The organism is Clostridium sp. KLE 1755 (assembly GCF_000466465.2).
Taxonomy (GTDB): Bacteria; Bacillota; Clostridia; order Lachnospirales; family Lachnospiraceae; genus Eisenbergiella; species Eisenbergiella porci.
Map to the genome: position 1 here is coordinate 1 of NZ_KE992695.1, position 16,419 is coordinate 16,419.

13 protein-coding genes are annotated in these 16,419 nt (G+C 43.4%); 12 read left to right on the plus strand and 1 reads right to left on the minus strand.

Annotated features, from left to right (window positions below):
• Positions 1–236: 236 nt before the first annotated feature.
• The gene (locus tag HMPREF1548_RS29450; RefSeq protein WP_021636156.1) at positions 237–449 is read right to left on the minus strand and encodes a hypothetical protein; all 213 of its coding nucleotides are present in this window, start codon (positions 447–449) and stop codon (positions 237–239) included.
• Positions 450–707: 258 nt separating this feature from the next.
• On the opposite strand from HMPREF1548_RS29450, the gene HMPREF1548_RS30490 reads away from it, so the two are divergent.
• The 12 genes from HMPREF1548_RS30490 (at position 708) to HMPREF1548_RS11050 (ending at position 16,416) form a co-directional block, all read left to right on the plus strand.
• Positions 708–1,001, plus strand: a complete 294-nt coding sequence (locus HMPREF1548_RS30490) for a hypothetical protein (protein ID WP_021636158.1) — start codon at positions 708–710, stop codon at positions 999–1,001.
• Complete coding sequence (locus tag HMPREF1548_RS11000; RefSeq protein WP_021636159.1) at positions 943–2,463, plus strand: family 43 glycosylhydrolase; 1,521 nt, start codon at positions 943–945, stop codon at positions 2,461–2,463. Before HMPREF1548_RS30490 ends, HMPREF1548_RS11000 begins: the two co-directional genes overlap by 59 nt.
• Positions 2,464–2,500: 37 nt before the next feature.
• Positions 2,501–3,061 (plus strand): RpiB/LacA/LacB family sugar-phosphate isomerase, encoded by a 561-nt coding sequence (locus HMPREF1548_RS11005; RefSeq protein WP_021636160.1) that lies wholly within the window; start codon positions 2,501–2,503, stop codon positions 3,059–3,061.
• A 30-nt stretch (positions 3,062–3,091) separates the two neighbouring features.
• Entirely contained in the window at positions 3,092–4,063 is a 972-nt protein-coding gene (locus tag HMPREF1548_RS11010; protein ID WP_198168630.1) for an alpha/beta hydrolase, read from the plus strand.
• A gap of 512 nt (positions 4,064–4,575) precedes the next feature.
• Positions 4,576–5,544: a hypothetical protein gene (locus HMPREF1548_RS11015; protein ID WP_021636163.1), complete on the plus strand. Its 969-nt coding sequence runs from the start codon at positions 4,576–4,578 to the stop codon at positions 5,542–5,544.
• A gap of 439 nt (positions 5,545–5,983) precedes the next feature.
• On the plus strand, positions 5,984–8,236 hold the full coding sequence (locus tag HMPREF1548_RS11020; RefSeq protein ID WP_162162440.1) for a helix-turn-helix domain-containing protein: 2,253 nt from the start codon (positions 5,984–5,986) through the stop codon (positions 8,234–8,236).
• A 299-nt stretch (positions 8,237–8,535) separates the two neighbouring features.
• The gene (locus tag HMPREF1548_RS11025) at positions 8,536–10,347 is read left to right on the plus strand and encodes a heparinase II/III domain-containing protein (protein ID WP_051358368.1); all 1,812 of its coding nucleotides are present in this window, start codon (positions 8,536–8,538) and stop codon (positions 10,345–10,347) included.
• Between the two features lie 23 nt (positions 10,348–10,370).
• Positions 10,371–12,080 (plus strand): type 2 periplasmic-binding domain-containing protein, encoded by a 1,710-nt coding sequence (locus HMPREF1548_RS11030; RefSeq protein ID WP_021636167.1) that lies wholly within the window; start codon positions 10,371–10,373, stop codon positions 12,078–12,080.
• 116 nt (positions 12,081–12,196) lie between these two features.
• On the plus strand, positions 12,197–13,150 hold the full coding sequence (locus HMPREF1548_RS11035; protein ID WP_021636168.1) for an ABC transporter permease: 954 nt from the start codon (positions 12,197–12,199) through the stop codon (positions 13,148–13,150).
• 198 nt (positions 13,151–13,348) lie between these two features.
• On the plus strand, positions 13,349–14,083 hold the full coding sequence (locus tag HMPREF1548_RS11040) for a carbohydrate ABC transporter permease (RefSeq protein WP_270495995.1): 735 nt from the start codon (positions 13,349–13,351) through the stop codon (positions 14,081–14,083).
• 36 nt (positions 14,084–14,119) lie between these two features.
• Positions 14,120–15,337, plus strand: coding sequence for an alpha-L-fucosidase (locus tag HMPREF1548_RS11045; protein ID WP_021636170.1), 1,218 nt, complete (start codon positions 14,120–14,122; stop codon positions 15,335–15,337).
• 62 nt (positions 15,338–15,399) lie between these two features.
• Positions 15,400–16,416, plus strand: a complete 1,017-nt coding sequence (locus HMPREF1548_RS11050) for a hypothetical protein (RefSeq protein ID WP_157065666.1) — start codon at positions 15,400–15,402, stop codon at positions 16,414–16,416.
• Positions 16,417–16,419 lie beyond the last annotated feature (3 nt).

Here is a 16,419-nt window from a genome sequence, read left to right on the forward strand (position 1 = left end):
TGATGAGGATTTGTTTCAGGAGCTTTCTATAACGTTGCTTAATTGTATTATGAAGTTTAGGATATGATTGCTTCATTCCAGATGTATGGCTATAGGAGTGTGAAGAAACGTATCATAAAAGAGAGACACGTTTCCGGATGAGTTTGCCATAATAAAATTAAAAGGGGCAGCTTCATTTATCGTATGAACTGCCCCTGACATTAGTTAAATACATTAATCTGCTCTTGCCACCGTCATCATAAAATACAGTATCTGCTGCTGCATTCGATATACCCCAGAGGGAGGACGGAATCGGTCTGAGAAGCCGCCGCTGCCAGAAATATATATTTGGAAAGTTCACTTTTCAGGTTCAGCACGTCTCCTTGTGTGGTTTTAAAATAAACATCATCCTTACATTGGGCAACTGCCCGAAGGAAATAAGGCAGACTTGTATCTTTTTTTAGTTTCACTGTTATTTCTCCAACCAGGGAAGCCGGAAATTAAAAACCCGTTTGTACATAGAGTTGACAGACCCGCAGGGGACGCCTGTGGGGAAAACGGAGATTCCGGTGACCGTTTTCGCTCATGGAAAACCTATGACGGCTATCTTCTGGCCGCAATCCGTTCCGGAAAGGAAGCGGGTAAGATAAAAGTAACATTTACAGCAGACGGATGCGAAGCAGCAGAAGTTATGCTGACCGTAGATACAGGAAAGAAGGAGTAAAAATATGGCAAATAAATATATTTGTAACCCAATGAATCTGGAGTACCGCTATCAGTTTTTTGGAAATTTAAAGCAGACCGGTATTTTTCATGCCAGTAAAGAGGCGGCGGATCCCTCATTGATTTTGGTGGATGGGACCTATTATCTGTTTCCATCCGTAACCGGCGGATTTTTTACAAGCAGGGATCTGGCAGAATGGGAGTTCCATCCTTTTGTAGGCGAAATGCCTGTCTACGATTATGCACCGGATATCCGTTATATCGGAGGCTATTTTTATTACTGTAAGCGAGCCTTTTGAGAAGGTGGAGGGTTCCTTTCCCTTCTGGGATCCTAACCTGTTTGAGGATGAGGATGGCAGGCTGTATCTGTATTGGGGGTCTTCCAATGTAACACCTGTTTATGGCGGGGAACTGGATCGGGATACTATGAAACTTAAAGGGGAGCCGGTAGAATTAATAGCGGCCAGAGAAGAGGAGCTGGGCTATGAAAGAAACGGCGCCGATCATAAGACTCCCAAAACACAGGAGCAGATAGAGGAGGATGTAAAAAATCTGTACGATTCCATTCCGGGTAAGGAAAATGCAAGCGAAGAAGAGTTGGCGGCTATGAGACAGACTCTTTATGCTTATATGGGGAATGCTCCTTATCTGGAGGGGGCATGGATGACAAAGCACAATAGCATTTATTATCTGCAGTATGCATTCCCGGGAACACAGTATAATGTATATGGGGATGCGGTATATATTAGTGACAGCCCGCTGGGGCCGTTTAAGGTGGCTGAAAACAACCCCTATTCGTATAAGCCGACCGGTTTTATTACCGGAGCCGGACATGGATCCACTGTGGAGGATACCCGGGAGGGATTCTGGCATATTTCTTCTATGCGTATCAGCCGCAATCATAAATTTGAACGCAGGCTTGGCCTGTGGAAGGCAGGTTTTGATGCCGATGGAGAGTTGTACTGTGATCAAAGGTATAGGGATTGGCCGCTTCGTGTGGATAGCCACCCCTGGGAGCAGCCGGAATGGATGCTGCTTTCTTACCGTAAGCCGGTGAGTGTTTCTTCCGGGAAGGGCGCGGAATTTATAACCGATGAGGATATCAGGACGTGGTGGAAGGCCGCTGATAACCAGCCTGGTTCGCAGGTCTGCTTGGATCTGGAAAAGGTGCAGGACGTACATGCCGTACAGATCAATTTTGCGGAGGATGGAATTGAAGTACAGCTTCCTGAAGGTGAAAGTGCACATCAGGATATGTCGGAAATACGTTTTATTGATACCAGGATACAGCCGCTGCGCTGGATACTGGAAGGTTCACAGGACGGTGTTCATTTCAGTATGCTTGCAGATAAATCGCAGGCGGATACCGATCTTTCCCATGATTTTCTTGTCTGGGAAACAGGAAAGCAGGTCAGATATCTGAGGCTGACAATTCTGGAACTGCCATATGCTCAGATTCCCTGTATTTCCGGGCTGCGTGTATTTGGAAAAGGACAGGGCCAAAGACCGAAAGCAGCCGATGAAGTCACAGTACAGGAGATGGGAGAACTGAATATCACGGTGGACTGGAAGGATACGGCAGCGACAGGCTATAACGTGTTATGGGGATATGCGCCGGATAAACTTTATCACAGCAGTATTGTTTACGGGCAATGCAGACGGGAAATCGGCGCGTTGATGAAAGGAAAGCCCCTGTATGTGCGTGTGGACGCTTTTAATGAAGCCGGGATTACGGAAGGCAGTATTCTGAAGGTGCGGTGAAGCGTTTTGCAGTGGCAGACAGATTGGAGAAAATAAAATGAAGACAGTTAAAGAAAAACAAATTCTGGTAGGTGCTGATTTTGCAGGTTTTCCTCTGAAAGAAGCTGTAGTGGAGCATCTTCGTAAAAAAGGCTGGACAATAACGGATATAGGGGTAAAAAGTGCCGATGAAGAAAATCCGGAAATGTTTCATCGGATAGGGCTGAAGGCAGGGGCAATGATTACCGAAAAAGAGTTTGAAAGGGCACTTTTATTCTGCGGCACAGGAATGGGGATACATATTGCCGCAAGCAAATGTCCGGGTGTACATGCCGGCGTAGTAGAGAGTGTTCCGGCAGCTCTTCGCGCAATAACAGGAAATGGAGTCAATGTGCTTGCCATGGGTGCTTTTTATGTGGCGCCTCAAATGGGAAAGGACATTGCAGATGCATATCTGGGGGCTGAGCTTGGCACAGGATATGAGTGGTGGCCTAATTTCTATGAATTTCACAAGCTGGCTATTGATGAGCTGAATGCTTTTGATTATGAGAAATTCAGGGAAAATGGGTTTGAGGTGAAAAGAATGGGGGATTTTCCGCTGAAATTGATGGATAAATAAAAATGAGAGGTGTAAATAATGAGGTATTTCGTGAAATCTTTTGAAAAAGAGAATGTAACATTAACGGGCTATATCCATGATGTAAGCAATGAACTGAAAAATGCTCAAATCCGGCCGGCTGTCCTGATTTTTCCGGGCGGCGGATACTTTATGTGTTCTGACAGGGAAGCGGAGCCGGTAGCCCTGGCTTATATGGCCGAAGGATACCAGGCGTTTGTACTGAGGTATTCCGTTGGAGAGAAAGTCCCTTTTTCTCAGTCCTATGAGGACGCCTGTACAGCCCTTGCATATCTGAAGGAAAATAGCGATGAACTGCATGTGGATGCCAAAAAGATTGCGATTGCAGGATTTTCTGCAGGCGGTCATCTGGCGGCTGCGCTCGGGACAATGGGAAAGGATAAGCCAACCGCAATGATATTAGGTTATCCGGTAATTTTATCCTCCATGGGAGATGGTATCTGTAAAGAAATTCCCGGTCTGGATGAAAAAGTGACGGCAGAGACACCTCCTGCTTTTATTTTCTCAACAAGCAATGATATCATTGTCCCAGTGGAAAACAGCCTGAAATTTGCGGAGGCACTGAATAGAAATGGGGTGGAATTCGAACTGCTTATTTTCAGAAATGGAGTTCATGGCCTGTCTCTTGCTAAACCTCTGACTTCAAATGGAGAGCGCAGTATGGTAAATCCTGTGGTCGCAGAATGGTTTACGGATAGTGTACGCTGGCTGAAGGAGATATGGGGCGATTTTTATGCGGATTATACTAGTGAGCTGGAGATGACCGTAAATGGTGCAGGAATTGATACTCCGGTGAAGCTTTTGCTCCAGTCAGAGGGCTGTGAAGCAATACTGACAGAACATATTCCAAACATAAGAGAAATGCTGAAGGAGAATCCGATGGCCGGGGAATTCTCGCTGCGTATTATGAATCATTATTCTCCGGAAATTATAACCGGTGACATGCTGGAAGAAATGGAACGGAAACTGGGTGCATTAAAATAAGCGGAGTAATAAGGGCTTAAGTGTGCTTCGGAAGATGTTTATAAAGACGACATAAAATAACCAGAGAAAAACGAGTTTGTGGTTTTCTTCTCTGGTTATTTGCATGGAGTGAGGATAAATGCATTAATTTTAATCTGATAGTTCATTTTTAACAGCTTAAATTGTCACATTTTTTGCGCAGTTATATTGATGCGTTTATACTGGGAATTCTGGAAGAATTACAAGAAAACGGAAGAACGGTAATAGCAGAGACAGCACAGGAAGAAAGGCAGAAAGCTGATACAACTGGCCCATGGGCGGCAGTATGCAGACTGTCCGCAGCAAATAAGTTCTTCACTATTGACAATTAACCATCTGTAAAGTATCATAATTATATTCTTATTATTAGTATTAAGTGCGTTCGCACATTCTGGCAGTTTCTGCCGCAAATCACATTTTATAACGGCAGGAACTGCAGAAGATAATGTCAGAAGTGTCTTTGTCTGCATTCCTGCTTTCACAGGGAGGTAAGAATGAAGGGAAAGACAGCAATTGGCGCGGCACTGGATGCCGCCGGGGCGAAGGCCCAGTACGATGGGCATGTAAAGCGTATCCTGGGAAACAGACAGGTTCTGGCACGTATTCTTAAGGGTGCTTCTGAGGAATTCCGGGAGTACTCCCCGGAAGAAATCGTCGGCTGGATTGAGCCTGACATCGAGATTGAGGGGACAGCGCTGCGTCCTGGAGAAACAGGGAAGGAGAAGCTTCTTATCACCGGGGACAGCACAGAGAGCAGGATACCCGGAGAAGGAACCATAACCTATGATATCAGATTCCGTGTTTATGTCCCCGGACAGGGCCGCAGGGAGACGGTAAAGCTCCTGATGAATGTGGAGGCGCAGAAAAAATTCTACCTGAAATATCGGATAGTAACCAGGGGAATATTTTACGGCGCAAGAATGCTCTCGGAACAGCTGGACAGGGAATTTACAGACTCGGAATATGGGAAGCTGAAAAAGGTATATAGCATATGGATCTGTATGAATGCCCCATTACATATAGGAAACGCCCTGACAGAGTATTGGATTGGGAAAAGAGATATTATAGGGACAATGCCGGAAAAGAAAAAGAATTATGATAAACTTTCAGTTATCATTATCTGCCTGAATGAAAAGAGCAAGGAGAAAGGAGGAGAACTGCACGGTTTTCTGAATACCCTGCTTTCCCCAAAGATGAATGCAGCCAGGAAAAAGGAAGTGCTGTTGAGGGATTATGGAGTTGAGATGGAACAGGAAATAGGAGAGGAGCTGAAGCAGATGTGTAATTTAAGTGAGGCCATTGAGGAAAATGCAATGCGGAAGGGGGTAAGGAAAGGGGTTAGAAAGGGAATCAGCCTGACTAAGAGTATAATGCGTCTGGCGGGAGAGGGGAAAACGGAAGAAGAAATTTCGGCCATCTGCGGCGTCAGTGCAAAGATGGTACGTGAGATTATGGAGGCTTAGCTGATGTGCGAGAGTGCAAAATAAAGTATGTTGCCGGCCAGTCTTCTCCTTTTTTGGCCTGATTTCCAATATTCTTGGTATTGCACGGCAGAATGGCAGATTGGATTATACGCTTTGTTTATGGGCTGCGTAGTGCTGCAGGCCTGGTTCTGATAATATCTGCAGGGCAATATTCCCGAAAAACGTGCCTAAGATACCTAAACTGTCTATGCAGCAAGGCTGATTGTGATATAATGATTTCTGAAAATGTTTCCGTATCCTTCTGATATTGATGAGAAGTGTATTGGAACTTTGGGTAAATAATAAAGCTGAGATATTATCTTTATCAGGAAATAAGAATTTTGGTCAGGACGGGTGTGGCAGAAAAGACGGGAAGTACTTTTATGACTACTGTCCGTCGCATTATCGCAGGCAGGCCTGTGGTATGCAGGGGGAGAACATGAAATTAACAAATATATTTATAAAATACTGTCTTAAATATTTTGTGGCCTTTATTATTATTCTGGCCTGCTGTATACCGGTTGCGGAAGTTTCCTATAAGATTGTTAAACAGCAGATTATTGAGAAGAACCAGCTTAAGCTTAAGGAAGGAATCAATATAATTGATCAGAATATATCCAAGATGTTTCTGCTGACAAAAAGCATGAAGCAGGATTATCATTTTAATATGCTGATTAAGAAGAAGGGCGAGTTAAAGCCGGATGAGTATTTGTGGCTGCAGTATGCAAGAAGGAAGATGGAAGGTGACAGCCTCATCTATACTTTTCCAACGTACAGTTTTCTGCTGTTTAAAGAAAATAATATTTATATATCACCGGTCCAGTCCGATTCTGATTTTAATGAATATTATGGGAAGTTTTTAAAGATTTCAGGGGCGGAAACTGCGGAGAAGCTTAAACAGAAATTATTTGAGATACCGGGGATTTATTCCTTTAATAAGGTGGATAAAATTAATTTTATTGCTGACGGAATGGAAAAGGAGCTCAGTAATGCCATAATTTGTATGATTAAGGGCACATCCAATTATACCGACAGCGCTTCCTATATAATGACCTATGTTCTGGATCCCAAAACCTTGATCCAGTTATTGCTGGCAGAGGATGCCATGGCAGAGGGAGTAGTGCAGATCGAAGATGTTGGGCAGGATGAGATATTATTAAGTTATGGCACTGATTGCATACTGCCCTGGAATAATGCGCCGGACGAAAGGGTTCAGATTAATGGGGAGGGGTATTTTCTCTGTTCCTATGAGGCCCAGGAAGCCGGTTGGCGGGTAACAATAGGTTTCCCGGAAACGATTGTGGAAAACCAGACAAAAAATATTATGTATATCATTCTGTTTTACATTTGCCTGGGAATTTTTATTGTGTTATGTCTGACCATTTTTTTCAGTTACAGGCAATATGCGAACATAAGGAATTTATTTGCCACCTTATCAGGGGAGGGCAGCGCGCCTGATAAGGGGCAGAATGAATATGAAGCCTTACGCTGTATTCTTAAGAATATTACGCAGAATAAGAACGAGTATAAGAGCAAAATGGAGAATCTGAATCAGCAGAACAGGGCTTTGATGCTGGAAAATCTTATTGTGCGGGGAATAAATACACAGGAAGAGCGGGAAGAATTCAAAAAATGCTTTGAAAGGCCTATGGAATATTTTTGTGTGGTGCTGCTCCGGATGAAGATTGAAGACTTGAATCAGTACCAGATAACTTTGCTTTGCATTATGGAATATCTGAAGGAAACTTCCCCCAATGATTTTTCAAACGTACATACAGGGATTAGGGATGAACTGTTTTTATTTTCACTGAATCCGGAAGATGCGTCTAATGTCAGCGGCATAAAAGTGATGTTCGAAAATATTATCACAGCGCTTTCTGATAACAGCAATATTGTTTTCCATGTGGGCATCAGCGCTATCGGAACGGACATATCGAATATCAACGTCTGCTATAATCAGGCAATGCAGGTTATTCAGGCTTATTGCAGTGAAGATGTTAATTCTGTGGAAGCGTATAATATCAATATTAATTCTGCGAAAGAGAACATAATTGATGTGGAATTTTTAAATAAGCTTTATAATTTGATTTTATGCGGTGAGAAGGAAATGATTGGGCAGCAGTTTTCAAAGGTGGAAGCATATTACCAGAAAATGCCGGTACAGTATGAGCTGCAGAAACAGCAGATTTTTTATACGGTAAGAAATGTAATTTACAGTGCGTATCTGCATCTCGTAACGAATCCGGGAGAGGCAGACATTCTGCCGGAATATCAGAGCAACTATTCTCTTTCGGAAATGGTTGGGAAGCTGAGGGATTCTTCCATTGCTGTCTGCAGCTATATGGAAGAAAAGAAAAAAAGCAGGAACAGTGAATTAAGGCAGAATATAATCAATTACATGGAATCGCATTTTATGGATTCTTCCATAACGGCATCATCTGTCAGCCGGGAAATGAAGATTTCTGAAAAATATTTAAGCCAGTTTATGAAAGAACAGACCGGTGAGACATTCGCTTCCTATTTGGAGAGGCTTCGGATCGTTAAGGCAAAGCAATATCTGGAAGAAACGGATTTGAGCAATGAAAAAATTTCGGAACTGACAGGGTTCGGGGCGCTTAACACATTTTACCGAACCTTTCACAAGCATACAGGGGTATCCCCGAAGGCATACAGAAGTGCCTGCCAGCATTAAAATGCAGGCACTGCACCGCGGCTTTACAGCTGCAATATGTCAGAATATTAGATTGGCCCTTATATCAGGCTCGCTTCGCGGCAGTAGACTCAAACAAGCGCGAAATGCTGAATTTGCCTGGTATAGGGGCTTTTTAATATTCTGATTTGAGAATAAAAAACAAAAATGAGAGGGTCTGATTCTTGCGGATGGAGAGTAATTTAAGGAAAGTGGCACTATTCATAATCATAATTATCATGTAAAAATGGACAGGTAAGGAAAGCGGTTATCTATTGCCGATTTGGGAAGGAGGAGATGTTTTGATTTATGAATCAGTAAGGAAATATGAAGGAGAATTTAAAACTTTTTATCCTTACTCACCTGCAGCAGACAGAGGACGCTGGGAAAACCTGAATCTGTGTCTAAGAAAAAAGTGGATTTCTCTTGGGGAAGGTTACCTGAATACAGATTATCCGGCATTAACAGCTTCCGGTTATATGGAATTCTGTAATATCGGGGACAGGGCCGGATATGAGAGCGGTTACTTTGAAAGAAGGCGTATGCTGTATGCTCTGGTAATGGCAGAGTGTATGGAGGGAAAGAAGAGATTTTTAAGCAAAATAACCGATGGCATTTTTGCCATTTGTGAAGAAAGCGGCTGGCAGCTGCCTGCGCACAACCATTATAGTACAGGAGTTCACTACAAGCTTCCGGATATAGCCAATCCGGTTATGGATCTGTTTGCCTGTGAAACTGCCGCCGGACTTTCTATGGCTGCCTACCTTTTAAGGGAGGAACTGGATGGAATCAGCCCATTTATCTGTGAACGTATCCGTTATGAGATAAAGCAGCGTATCCTGGTTCCTTATCTGAACCGTGATTTTTTCTGGAAAGGAAAACCGGGGCAGAAGGTAAATAACTGGACAGCCTGGTGTACGCAGAATACCCTGATTGCTTTGCTTTCCGATGAGGATCTGACGCAGGATATAAGGAGGCAAATCCTGGAGCAGGCGGCAAGGAGCCTGGATATCTTTCTGGATACCTATGGGGAGGACGGCTGCTGTAATGAAGGCGCCAGCTATTACCGTGTGGCGGGTTTGTGCCTGTTTAATGCGCTGGAGGTTATGAATTTCGTAACGGATGATGCGCTGACAGACATATATCGCGAAAACAAGGTTAAAAATATGGCCCCGTACATATTAAATGTCCATATAGCAGAGGAGTACTATGCTAATTTCGCGGATTGTGCCCCTGCCTGTGAGCGGGCGGGCGCGAGGGAATATCTGTTTGCCAAAAGAGTAGGCAATGAAAATATGATGCGTTTTGCAGCTAAGGATTTCAGAGAAAATAAAAATACAGTCCTGCCAAGGCAGTCGGAAAATTTGTTTTATTTTCTGCAGAGCGTTTTTACCAGTGACGAAATCCTTGCCTTTGATGCATCAGGTGAGATAAGCAAGCCTGATATTTATTATGAAAGCGTGGGATTGTTTCTTGCCCGGGACGCGGAGAATTTTCTGGCAGTAAAGGCAGGAGGCAATGACGACAGCCATAACCATAATGATACAGGAAGTATTATTTACTATAAAAAGGCAAAACCGGTTCTCATAGATATTGGTGTGGAAACGTACAGCAGAAAGACATTCTCTCCGGAAAGATATGATATCTGGACCATGCAGTCCGCTTACCATAATGTATTGACATTTGGTAACATTATGCAGAAAGCCGGAGCAGAGTACCATGCGGATGTATTGGATGTAGCGCTGAAAACGGATCCTGTAAGAATAGATATGGAACTGGCAGGATGTTATCCGCCGGGAACAGTGTCAGGCTACAGACGTACGGTTGAGTTTAAAAAAGGAAAATGGATACGGGTGGCCGATCATTTCTCACCGTATGCAAAAGAGGTATTCTTAACACTGATGACTGTGGAGAAGCCCAGGCAGCAAGGCAATGTTCTTTATATCGGGGAATTGGAAAAATTATATTTTGACGGTAACGTTAAGGCAGAAATAGAAGAGATTGAATTATCCGATACAAAGCTGAAGAAGGAATGGGGAAGGAACCTGTACCGAACAAAAATATATCCTGCTGACAGTGAGATTGCTTTTACCGTCAGGCTGGATGAAAAATAAAAAGTAAAGGGGTAATACAAGTAATGAAGAAGAGTATTTACAGTGGATTAAAAAAGAGCTGGAAAAAAAGCCTGTCAATGGGTCTGGTATTATGCGTTCTGGGAATGAGTGCGGCAGGCTGTGGTAAAACAGCAGAAACAACAGAAACCGCAGGAACTACAGGAACTGATGTACAGGTATCGGAGGAAAGCGGAAAAGAAAAAATTACAATTGCACTTCAGGCAAACAGCTTTATCACCGACTATGATGATAATTATCTGACAAAAAAGCTGGAAGAGGAGATGGGAGTGGATATCGAAATCTATCAGCTTCCTGCCGACAGCAATGAGATGAAGACAAAAATTTCCCTGATGGTTTCCGGGGGAGATGAACTTCCGGATGTATTCTGCACCTATGGTATCCCTCAGGAACTGATATTGGATTACGGAAGCAAGGGCGCTTTTATCTCTTTGAATGATTATCTTGACAATCCGGAAACCGCACCGAATTTTAATGCTATCCCGGAAGAAGAAAAACAAGCTATTCTTGATACAATTACAAGTGCGGACGGGAATATTTATTCCCTGGCAAAGTATGAGCCTCAGTCCTGGAATCTGACTCCTTACCGTATGTATATAAATCAGGCCTGGCTGGATAATCTGGGATTGGATATGCCTGAAACAACAGACGAACTTCATGAAGTCTTGAAGGCTTTTGTAAATAACGATCCCAATGGAAACGGTGTTAAGGATGAAATAGGCGTATACGGACTGGCAGCAGGTGGATACGGCGAAAATATAACGGTTGCTTTGATGAATTCCTTTATCTTTTATAATGGGGGCTTATCTTTAGCCGAGGACGGAAAAACGGTCATTGCTCCTTATGCGACGGAGGAATGGAAAAAGGGTCTTGCGTATATGGCCGGGCTGTATTCTGAGGGGCTTTTATCAGCATCTATCTTTACGGATGATTCAACACAGTTTAAGGCAGTGCTGAATAATGAAGCGGCGAATCTTGTAGGTGTTGTTTCTGCGGGCAGTACAAGCAACTGGGCGGATGCAAATACAAATCCCAATTTCCTGGAGATGGAGCTTCTCAGCCCGCTTCAGGGGCCTGATGGAATTGCATATACTCCTTACACTCCTTATAACTCGGAACCTACATGGTATATTACTTCATCCTGTAAAAACCCGGAACTGGCAGTAAAAATGGGCGATCTATTTTTCCGCCAGGATATCAGCATGACAGCCCGTTATGGAGAAGAAGGCGTGGACTGGAGCATGGAGGACGACGTATTGTCTAAATACACCACACCTTATATTGAAATGGGAATTTTTGATAAAGTAACTGCTGTGGATCTGAGCAATTTGTGGGCCCAGAATAGTAATAAGAGCTGGCATAACATCGGTCCCCGTTATGCATCCCTGACCTTTACCGATGGTGTGGCGCTGGGAACAGAGGACTATAATCCGGAACTGAAAACAGAACAGCTGAAAGCACAGAATTATCTCAAGTATCAGTCGGCACATCCGGAACATGTATTGTCAGGCTATAAATATACACTGGAAGAGACAGAAAGAATTACAGAGGCCGCAACAAACATTCCTGATTTTGTGAAACAGAGTGTTGCCGAGTTTGTAACCGGAGCCAGAAGCCTGGAGGACTGGGATCAGTATCTGGAGGAACTTAACAATATGGGACTGCAGGAATATGTTGAGTGTACACAGGCAGCATTTGACAGGCTGAATCAGTAAGACTGTTCCATATAAAAAAGGAAACTAATCAAAGGGGCTGCTGTTTACCGGTGCTATAATATTCCGGATTACGGCAGCAGCCCTTCCCTAATTTTTACTTTAAAGGCGGTATCTCAATGAGTAATGTAGCGACAACAGGTAAAGGAATGAGTAATAAACAAAGGACAGTCTGGAAAAAAATCCAGAAACGCTGGCAGCTGTATCTTCTTTTACTGATTCCGCTTATCTATATTATTGTGTTTGCATATGTTCCTATGGGCGGTCTGGTAATTGCGTTCAAAAAGTATGACTTTTCCAAGGGAATATTCGGAAGCCCCTGGGTTGGGCTGGCTAACTTTGAAAAATTTATTTCTTCTTATAAATTTGGTATGGTTCTTAAGAATACGCTGACCATATCTTTATACAGCCTTCTGACTTTTCCCATTGCCATTATTTTTGCCCTGCTTTTAAATGCATTCCCTATGAGGCGGTATAAAAAAGTTATTCAGACAACTACCTATATCCCTCATTTTATTTCCACGGTTGTTATGGTTGGCCTGATTTTTCAGCTCTTAAATAACAGGACCGGAATGTTCGGAAGCCTTTATACATTTTTTACAGGAAGCAGCGCGCCTAACCTGCTTGCGGACGGTGAGTATTTTAAGCACCTGTATGTATGGTCAGGGGTATGGCAGGGGACCGGCTACAGTTCCATAATATACATAGCGGCATTGGCCGGGGTAGACCCGTCGCTGCATGAAGCGGGAAGAATTGATGGGGCAAGCAGATTCCAGCTGGTCCGTTATATAGATTTCCCGAGTATACTTCCCACGGTTAGCATCATGTTGATTCTGGCAATTGGAAATATTATGAATGTAGGATTTGAAAAGGTATTGCTGATGCAGAACAGCCTTAATATGAACTATAGTGAAATCATATCTACTTATGTGTACAAGGTTGGCCTGGCCAGCGGAATTAATGATTTTTCACTGTCCACAGCCATCAGTATGTTCAATTCCGTTATTAACTTTATTCTGCTCATAGCTGCCAATACTATCAGCAAAAAAGTAAGCGGCAACAGAATATTCTAAAGGCCGTTCAACACATATTGTGAACAGATGGGAGTAAACATGAAAAAGTTCAGAAGTTATAGTATAAATGATAAAATATTTTACATTATTACAGGATTTCTTTTAACAGCCTTTTTTATTATAGTTCTGTATCCCTGTATTTATGTAGTATCGGCTTCTTTTTCCTCAGGCTCCGCAGTAGAAGCTGGGAGGGTTATTTTGTGGCCCGTAGATTTCAGCCTGGAGGGCTACAAAGCCGTATTCCATACCCCGAGTGTGTGGATTGGCTTCAGAAATTCCCTTTTTTATACGATTGCGGGTACCCTAATCAATATTTTGGTTACAATGATTGCGGCCTACAGCCTTGCCAGGCCGGATCTGCCGGGTAGAAACGGCATTATGCTTTTCTTTACCTTCACAATGTTTTTCAGCGGAGGAATGATTACAGGATATATGCTGGTAAGATCCCTTCATATTCTAAATACCATATGGGCGATGCTCATTCCGGGCGCCCTGGGAGTATATAATCTGATTATTGCACGGACCTTTATCGAATCTAATATTCCCACTGAGCTTCTGGAAGCGGCGCAGATGGATGGCTGCAGTGATATCCGTTTTTTTGCGAGTATTGTTTTGCCGCTGTCTAAAGCAGTAATTGCGGTTTTGGTGCTTTTTTACGGAGTGAGCCACTGGAATTCTTATTTTAATGCAATGATTTACCTGAACGATAAGGAGCTCTACCCTCTGACCATTTATCTGAAAGAAATATTGATGGCGAGCCAGATTGATCCTTCTACCGTTGCCGATCCGGAGCTGCAGAATCAGATTGCAAGAATGGCGGCCGTAATTAAATATGCGCTGATTGTGGTAAGTATGATTCCAATTCTTATCCTGTATCCGTTTATACAGAAATATTTTGTAAAAGGCGTTATGATCGGTTCTGTAAAAGGATAAGGGGTTAATTTCATTAGATATAAAAAAGGAGTTCATATGGAAGACGGAAAAAAATGGTTTTCGGATGCAAGATTCGGAATGTTTATCCATTGGGGGATCTATTCTGTGTGCGGACGGGGAGAATGGGTCCGCAACAGAGAACGGATTCCTCAGAAGGAATATGCGGATTTGTATGGTGCACAGTTTAAAGCGGAGAATTACAATCCGAAGGAATGGGCAAAGGCTGCAAAAGAAGCCGGAATGAAATACATGGTTCTTACGTCAAAGCATCATGACGGATATTGCCTGTGGGATACAAAGACAACAGAGTTTAATTCCATGAAGCTGGGACCGCACAGAGACCTGTTAAAGGAATTTGTGGAAGCGGTAAGAGGCGAAGGCCTGAAAGCAGGAGTATATTATTCCCCTGCGGATTGGAGCCATCCTGATTATCCCGGTGCATATCTGCGGGATTGGCCCCATGTATGGAAGGATGAAGAAGCGAGAAAACGGTTTGTAGATTTTTATACCAGCCAGATAAGGGAGCTTATTACCGGTTATGGGAAGCTGGATTTGTTCTGGTATGACGGCTGCCTTCCTCAGCCCCTTGAGGGAGCGGAAGTAAATAAAATGATAAAGAAATACCAGCCGGATATTCTAATCAGCAACAGGAATGGGGAGCCTTTTGATTTTACCTGCTGCGAACAGGCAATAGTGCCGGCAAAGGATGGAAAGCCATGGGAAGCATGTATGACGCTGAATGATAACTGGGGCTACCATGAAGGCGATGATAATTACAAGTCAGCCAGAGATGTGATTTTACTGCTTACGGAGGTGGCAAAGGATGGAGGAAATCTTTTGCTGAACATAGGGCCCAGGGGAGATGGTTCCATACCGGAAGAAGCCCGCACGATTTTGCATAAGGTTGGAAAATGGATGGAAGCAAACGGGGAGTCCATATATGGTTCGCAGAAATCACCGTTTTCCTGGGGAACTTCTTCCACATTAACAGTAAAGGATAATCGTGTATATATCCATGTACATAAAAAGTTAAGGGAAATCTGCATTGCCGAAATAAAAAACCCTGTTACAGATATATATGTATTAAAAACCAAAGAAAAGCTGAAATTTACGCAGTCTGAGGATGGAAGGCTTTTCATATATGGGATTCCGGATACCTGGGATGAAGACATGGTGATCACACTGGTGTGTGAAATGGATGGAAAACCGGAAGCTTTGGTAGAAAGGACTTCCTTTTGGATACCGGGTTTATAATGTGCCAGCTTGATGTTTATTTACCCGAAGATGTATACTGTGCATCCGGGAGAACAATTGAATTGTATAATCGTCAGATTTGCCTGCAGGCAGAGCAATATCACGTGAAATGGGACTGCAGGGTGGGAAAGGCATTAAAACGTAAATTTTCAGTAACGGGTACGGATGCTTTGCTTGGCGACTATTCATTAACATTTGAAATATATGACGACCGGTTAGTCTGTCTTTGCAGAAAAGAAGCTGTGCTTCATATTGTGAAAAATACGATAGTGCGGAAGTACAGCATACTGCCAATCGGCGACAGCCTGACGAATAATAAACTGTGGGAGCCGGAGGTAATGGGGCTTTCCCATGGGAAAATTTCCTTTGTCGGCACCAGGGGGCCTTATTTTGCAGCTGATTCCCAGGGCAGCAAATGGAGCTGCTGCCATGAAGGACGTTCCGGAGCCTCCGCCCGGTGGTATACCGATGACAGTCTATACACTTTCGAAACCAGGTATGTGGGGAATCCTGAAGTTGACGGTACAGGGAATCCATTTTTTGATCCGGTAAAAAAACAGTTCAGTTACTCCTACTATATCCGTACGCAGGGAAAATATCTGAATGATATGCCGGATTGTCTCCTTATTTATTTGGGAACCAACGGGATTGCCCTGGATAATGAGAAGAACGCAGGCTGTATCAAGCTGCTCGTTGATAATTTCAGGGCAGAGGAACCAAATATGCCTGTTTATGTGGTGAATACGTTATACAGGGGAAACCAGGATGGAATAGGAACCCAGCAGGATTCTGACGGCTATGCTTCCCAGGCGGGACTTTTTAAATATGAAGAGGATAAAAAGGTAATGAACTTGCAGATTATGATGTCTGATATGCTTCATGGCTGCAATAATCTGTATTTTATTCCTGTCGCGGCAACGCACGACAGTGAATATAACTTTGGGGCAGTAGAGACTCCGGTGAATCCAAGGGCTGTGCAAAAGGAGTATTTGCCTGTGGAAGGTGTTCATCCACAGGCGCAGGGATACTATCAAATGGCAGATTGTATTTGGTCGGTATTGGCCGGTACGCTGGACTGATGT

Excerpts from the sequence above, each read along its gene's own strand:
- HMPREF1548_RS11045 (WP_021636170.1), top strand. The coding sequence starts at position 14,120 with ATGGAAGACGGAAAAAAATGGTTTTCGGATGCAAGATTCGGAATGTTT.
- HMPREF1548_RS11020 (WP_162162440.1), top strand. The coding sequence starts at position 5,984 with ATGAAATTAACAAATATATTTATAAAATACTGTCTTAAATATTTTGTG.
- HMPREF1548_RS11000 (WP_021636159.1), top strand. The coding sequence starts at position 943 with ATGCACCGGATATCCGTTATATCGGAGGCTATTTTTATTACTGTAAGC.
- HMPREF1548_RS11030 (WP_021636167.1), top strand. The coding sequence starts at position 10,371 with ATGAAGAAGAGTATTTACAGTGGATTAAAAAAGAGCTGGAAAAAAAGC.
- HMPREF1548_RS11005 (WP_021636160.1), top strand. The coding sequence starts at position 2,501 with ATGAAGACAGTTAAAGAAAAACAAATTCTGGTAGGTGCTGATTTTGCA.
- HMPREF1548_RS11015 (WP_021636163.1), top strand. The coding sequence starts at position 4,576 with ATGAAGGGAAAGACAGCAATTGGCGCGGCACTGGATGCCGCCGGGGCG.
- HMPREF1548_RS30490 (WP_021636158.1), top strand. The coding sequence starts at position 708 with ATGGCAAATAAATATATTTGTAACCCAATGAATCTGGAGTACCGCTAT.
- HMPREF1548_RS11035 (WP_021636168.1), top strand. The coding sequence starts at position 12,197 with ATGAGTAATGTAGCGACAACAGGTAAAGGAATGAGTAATAAACAAAGG.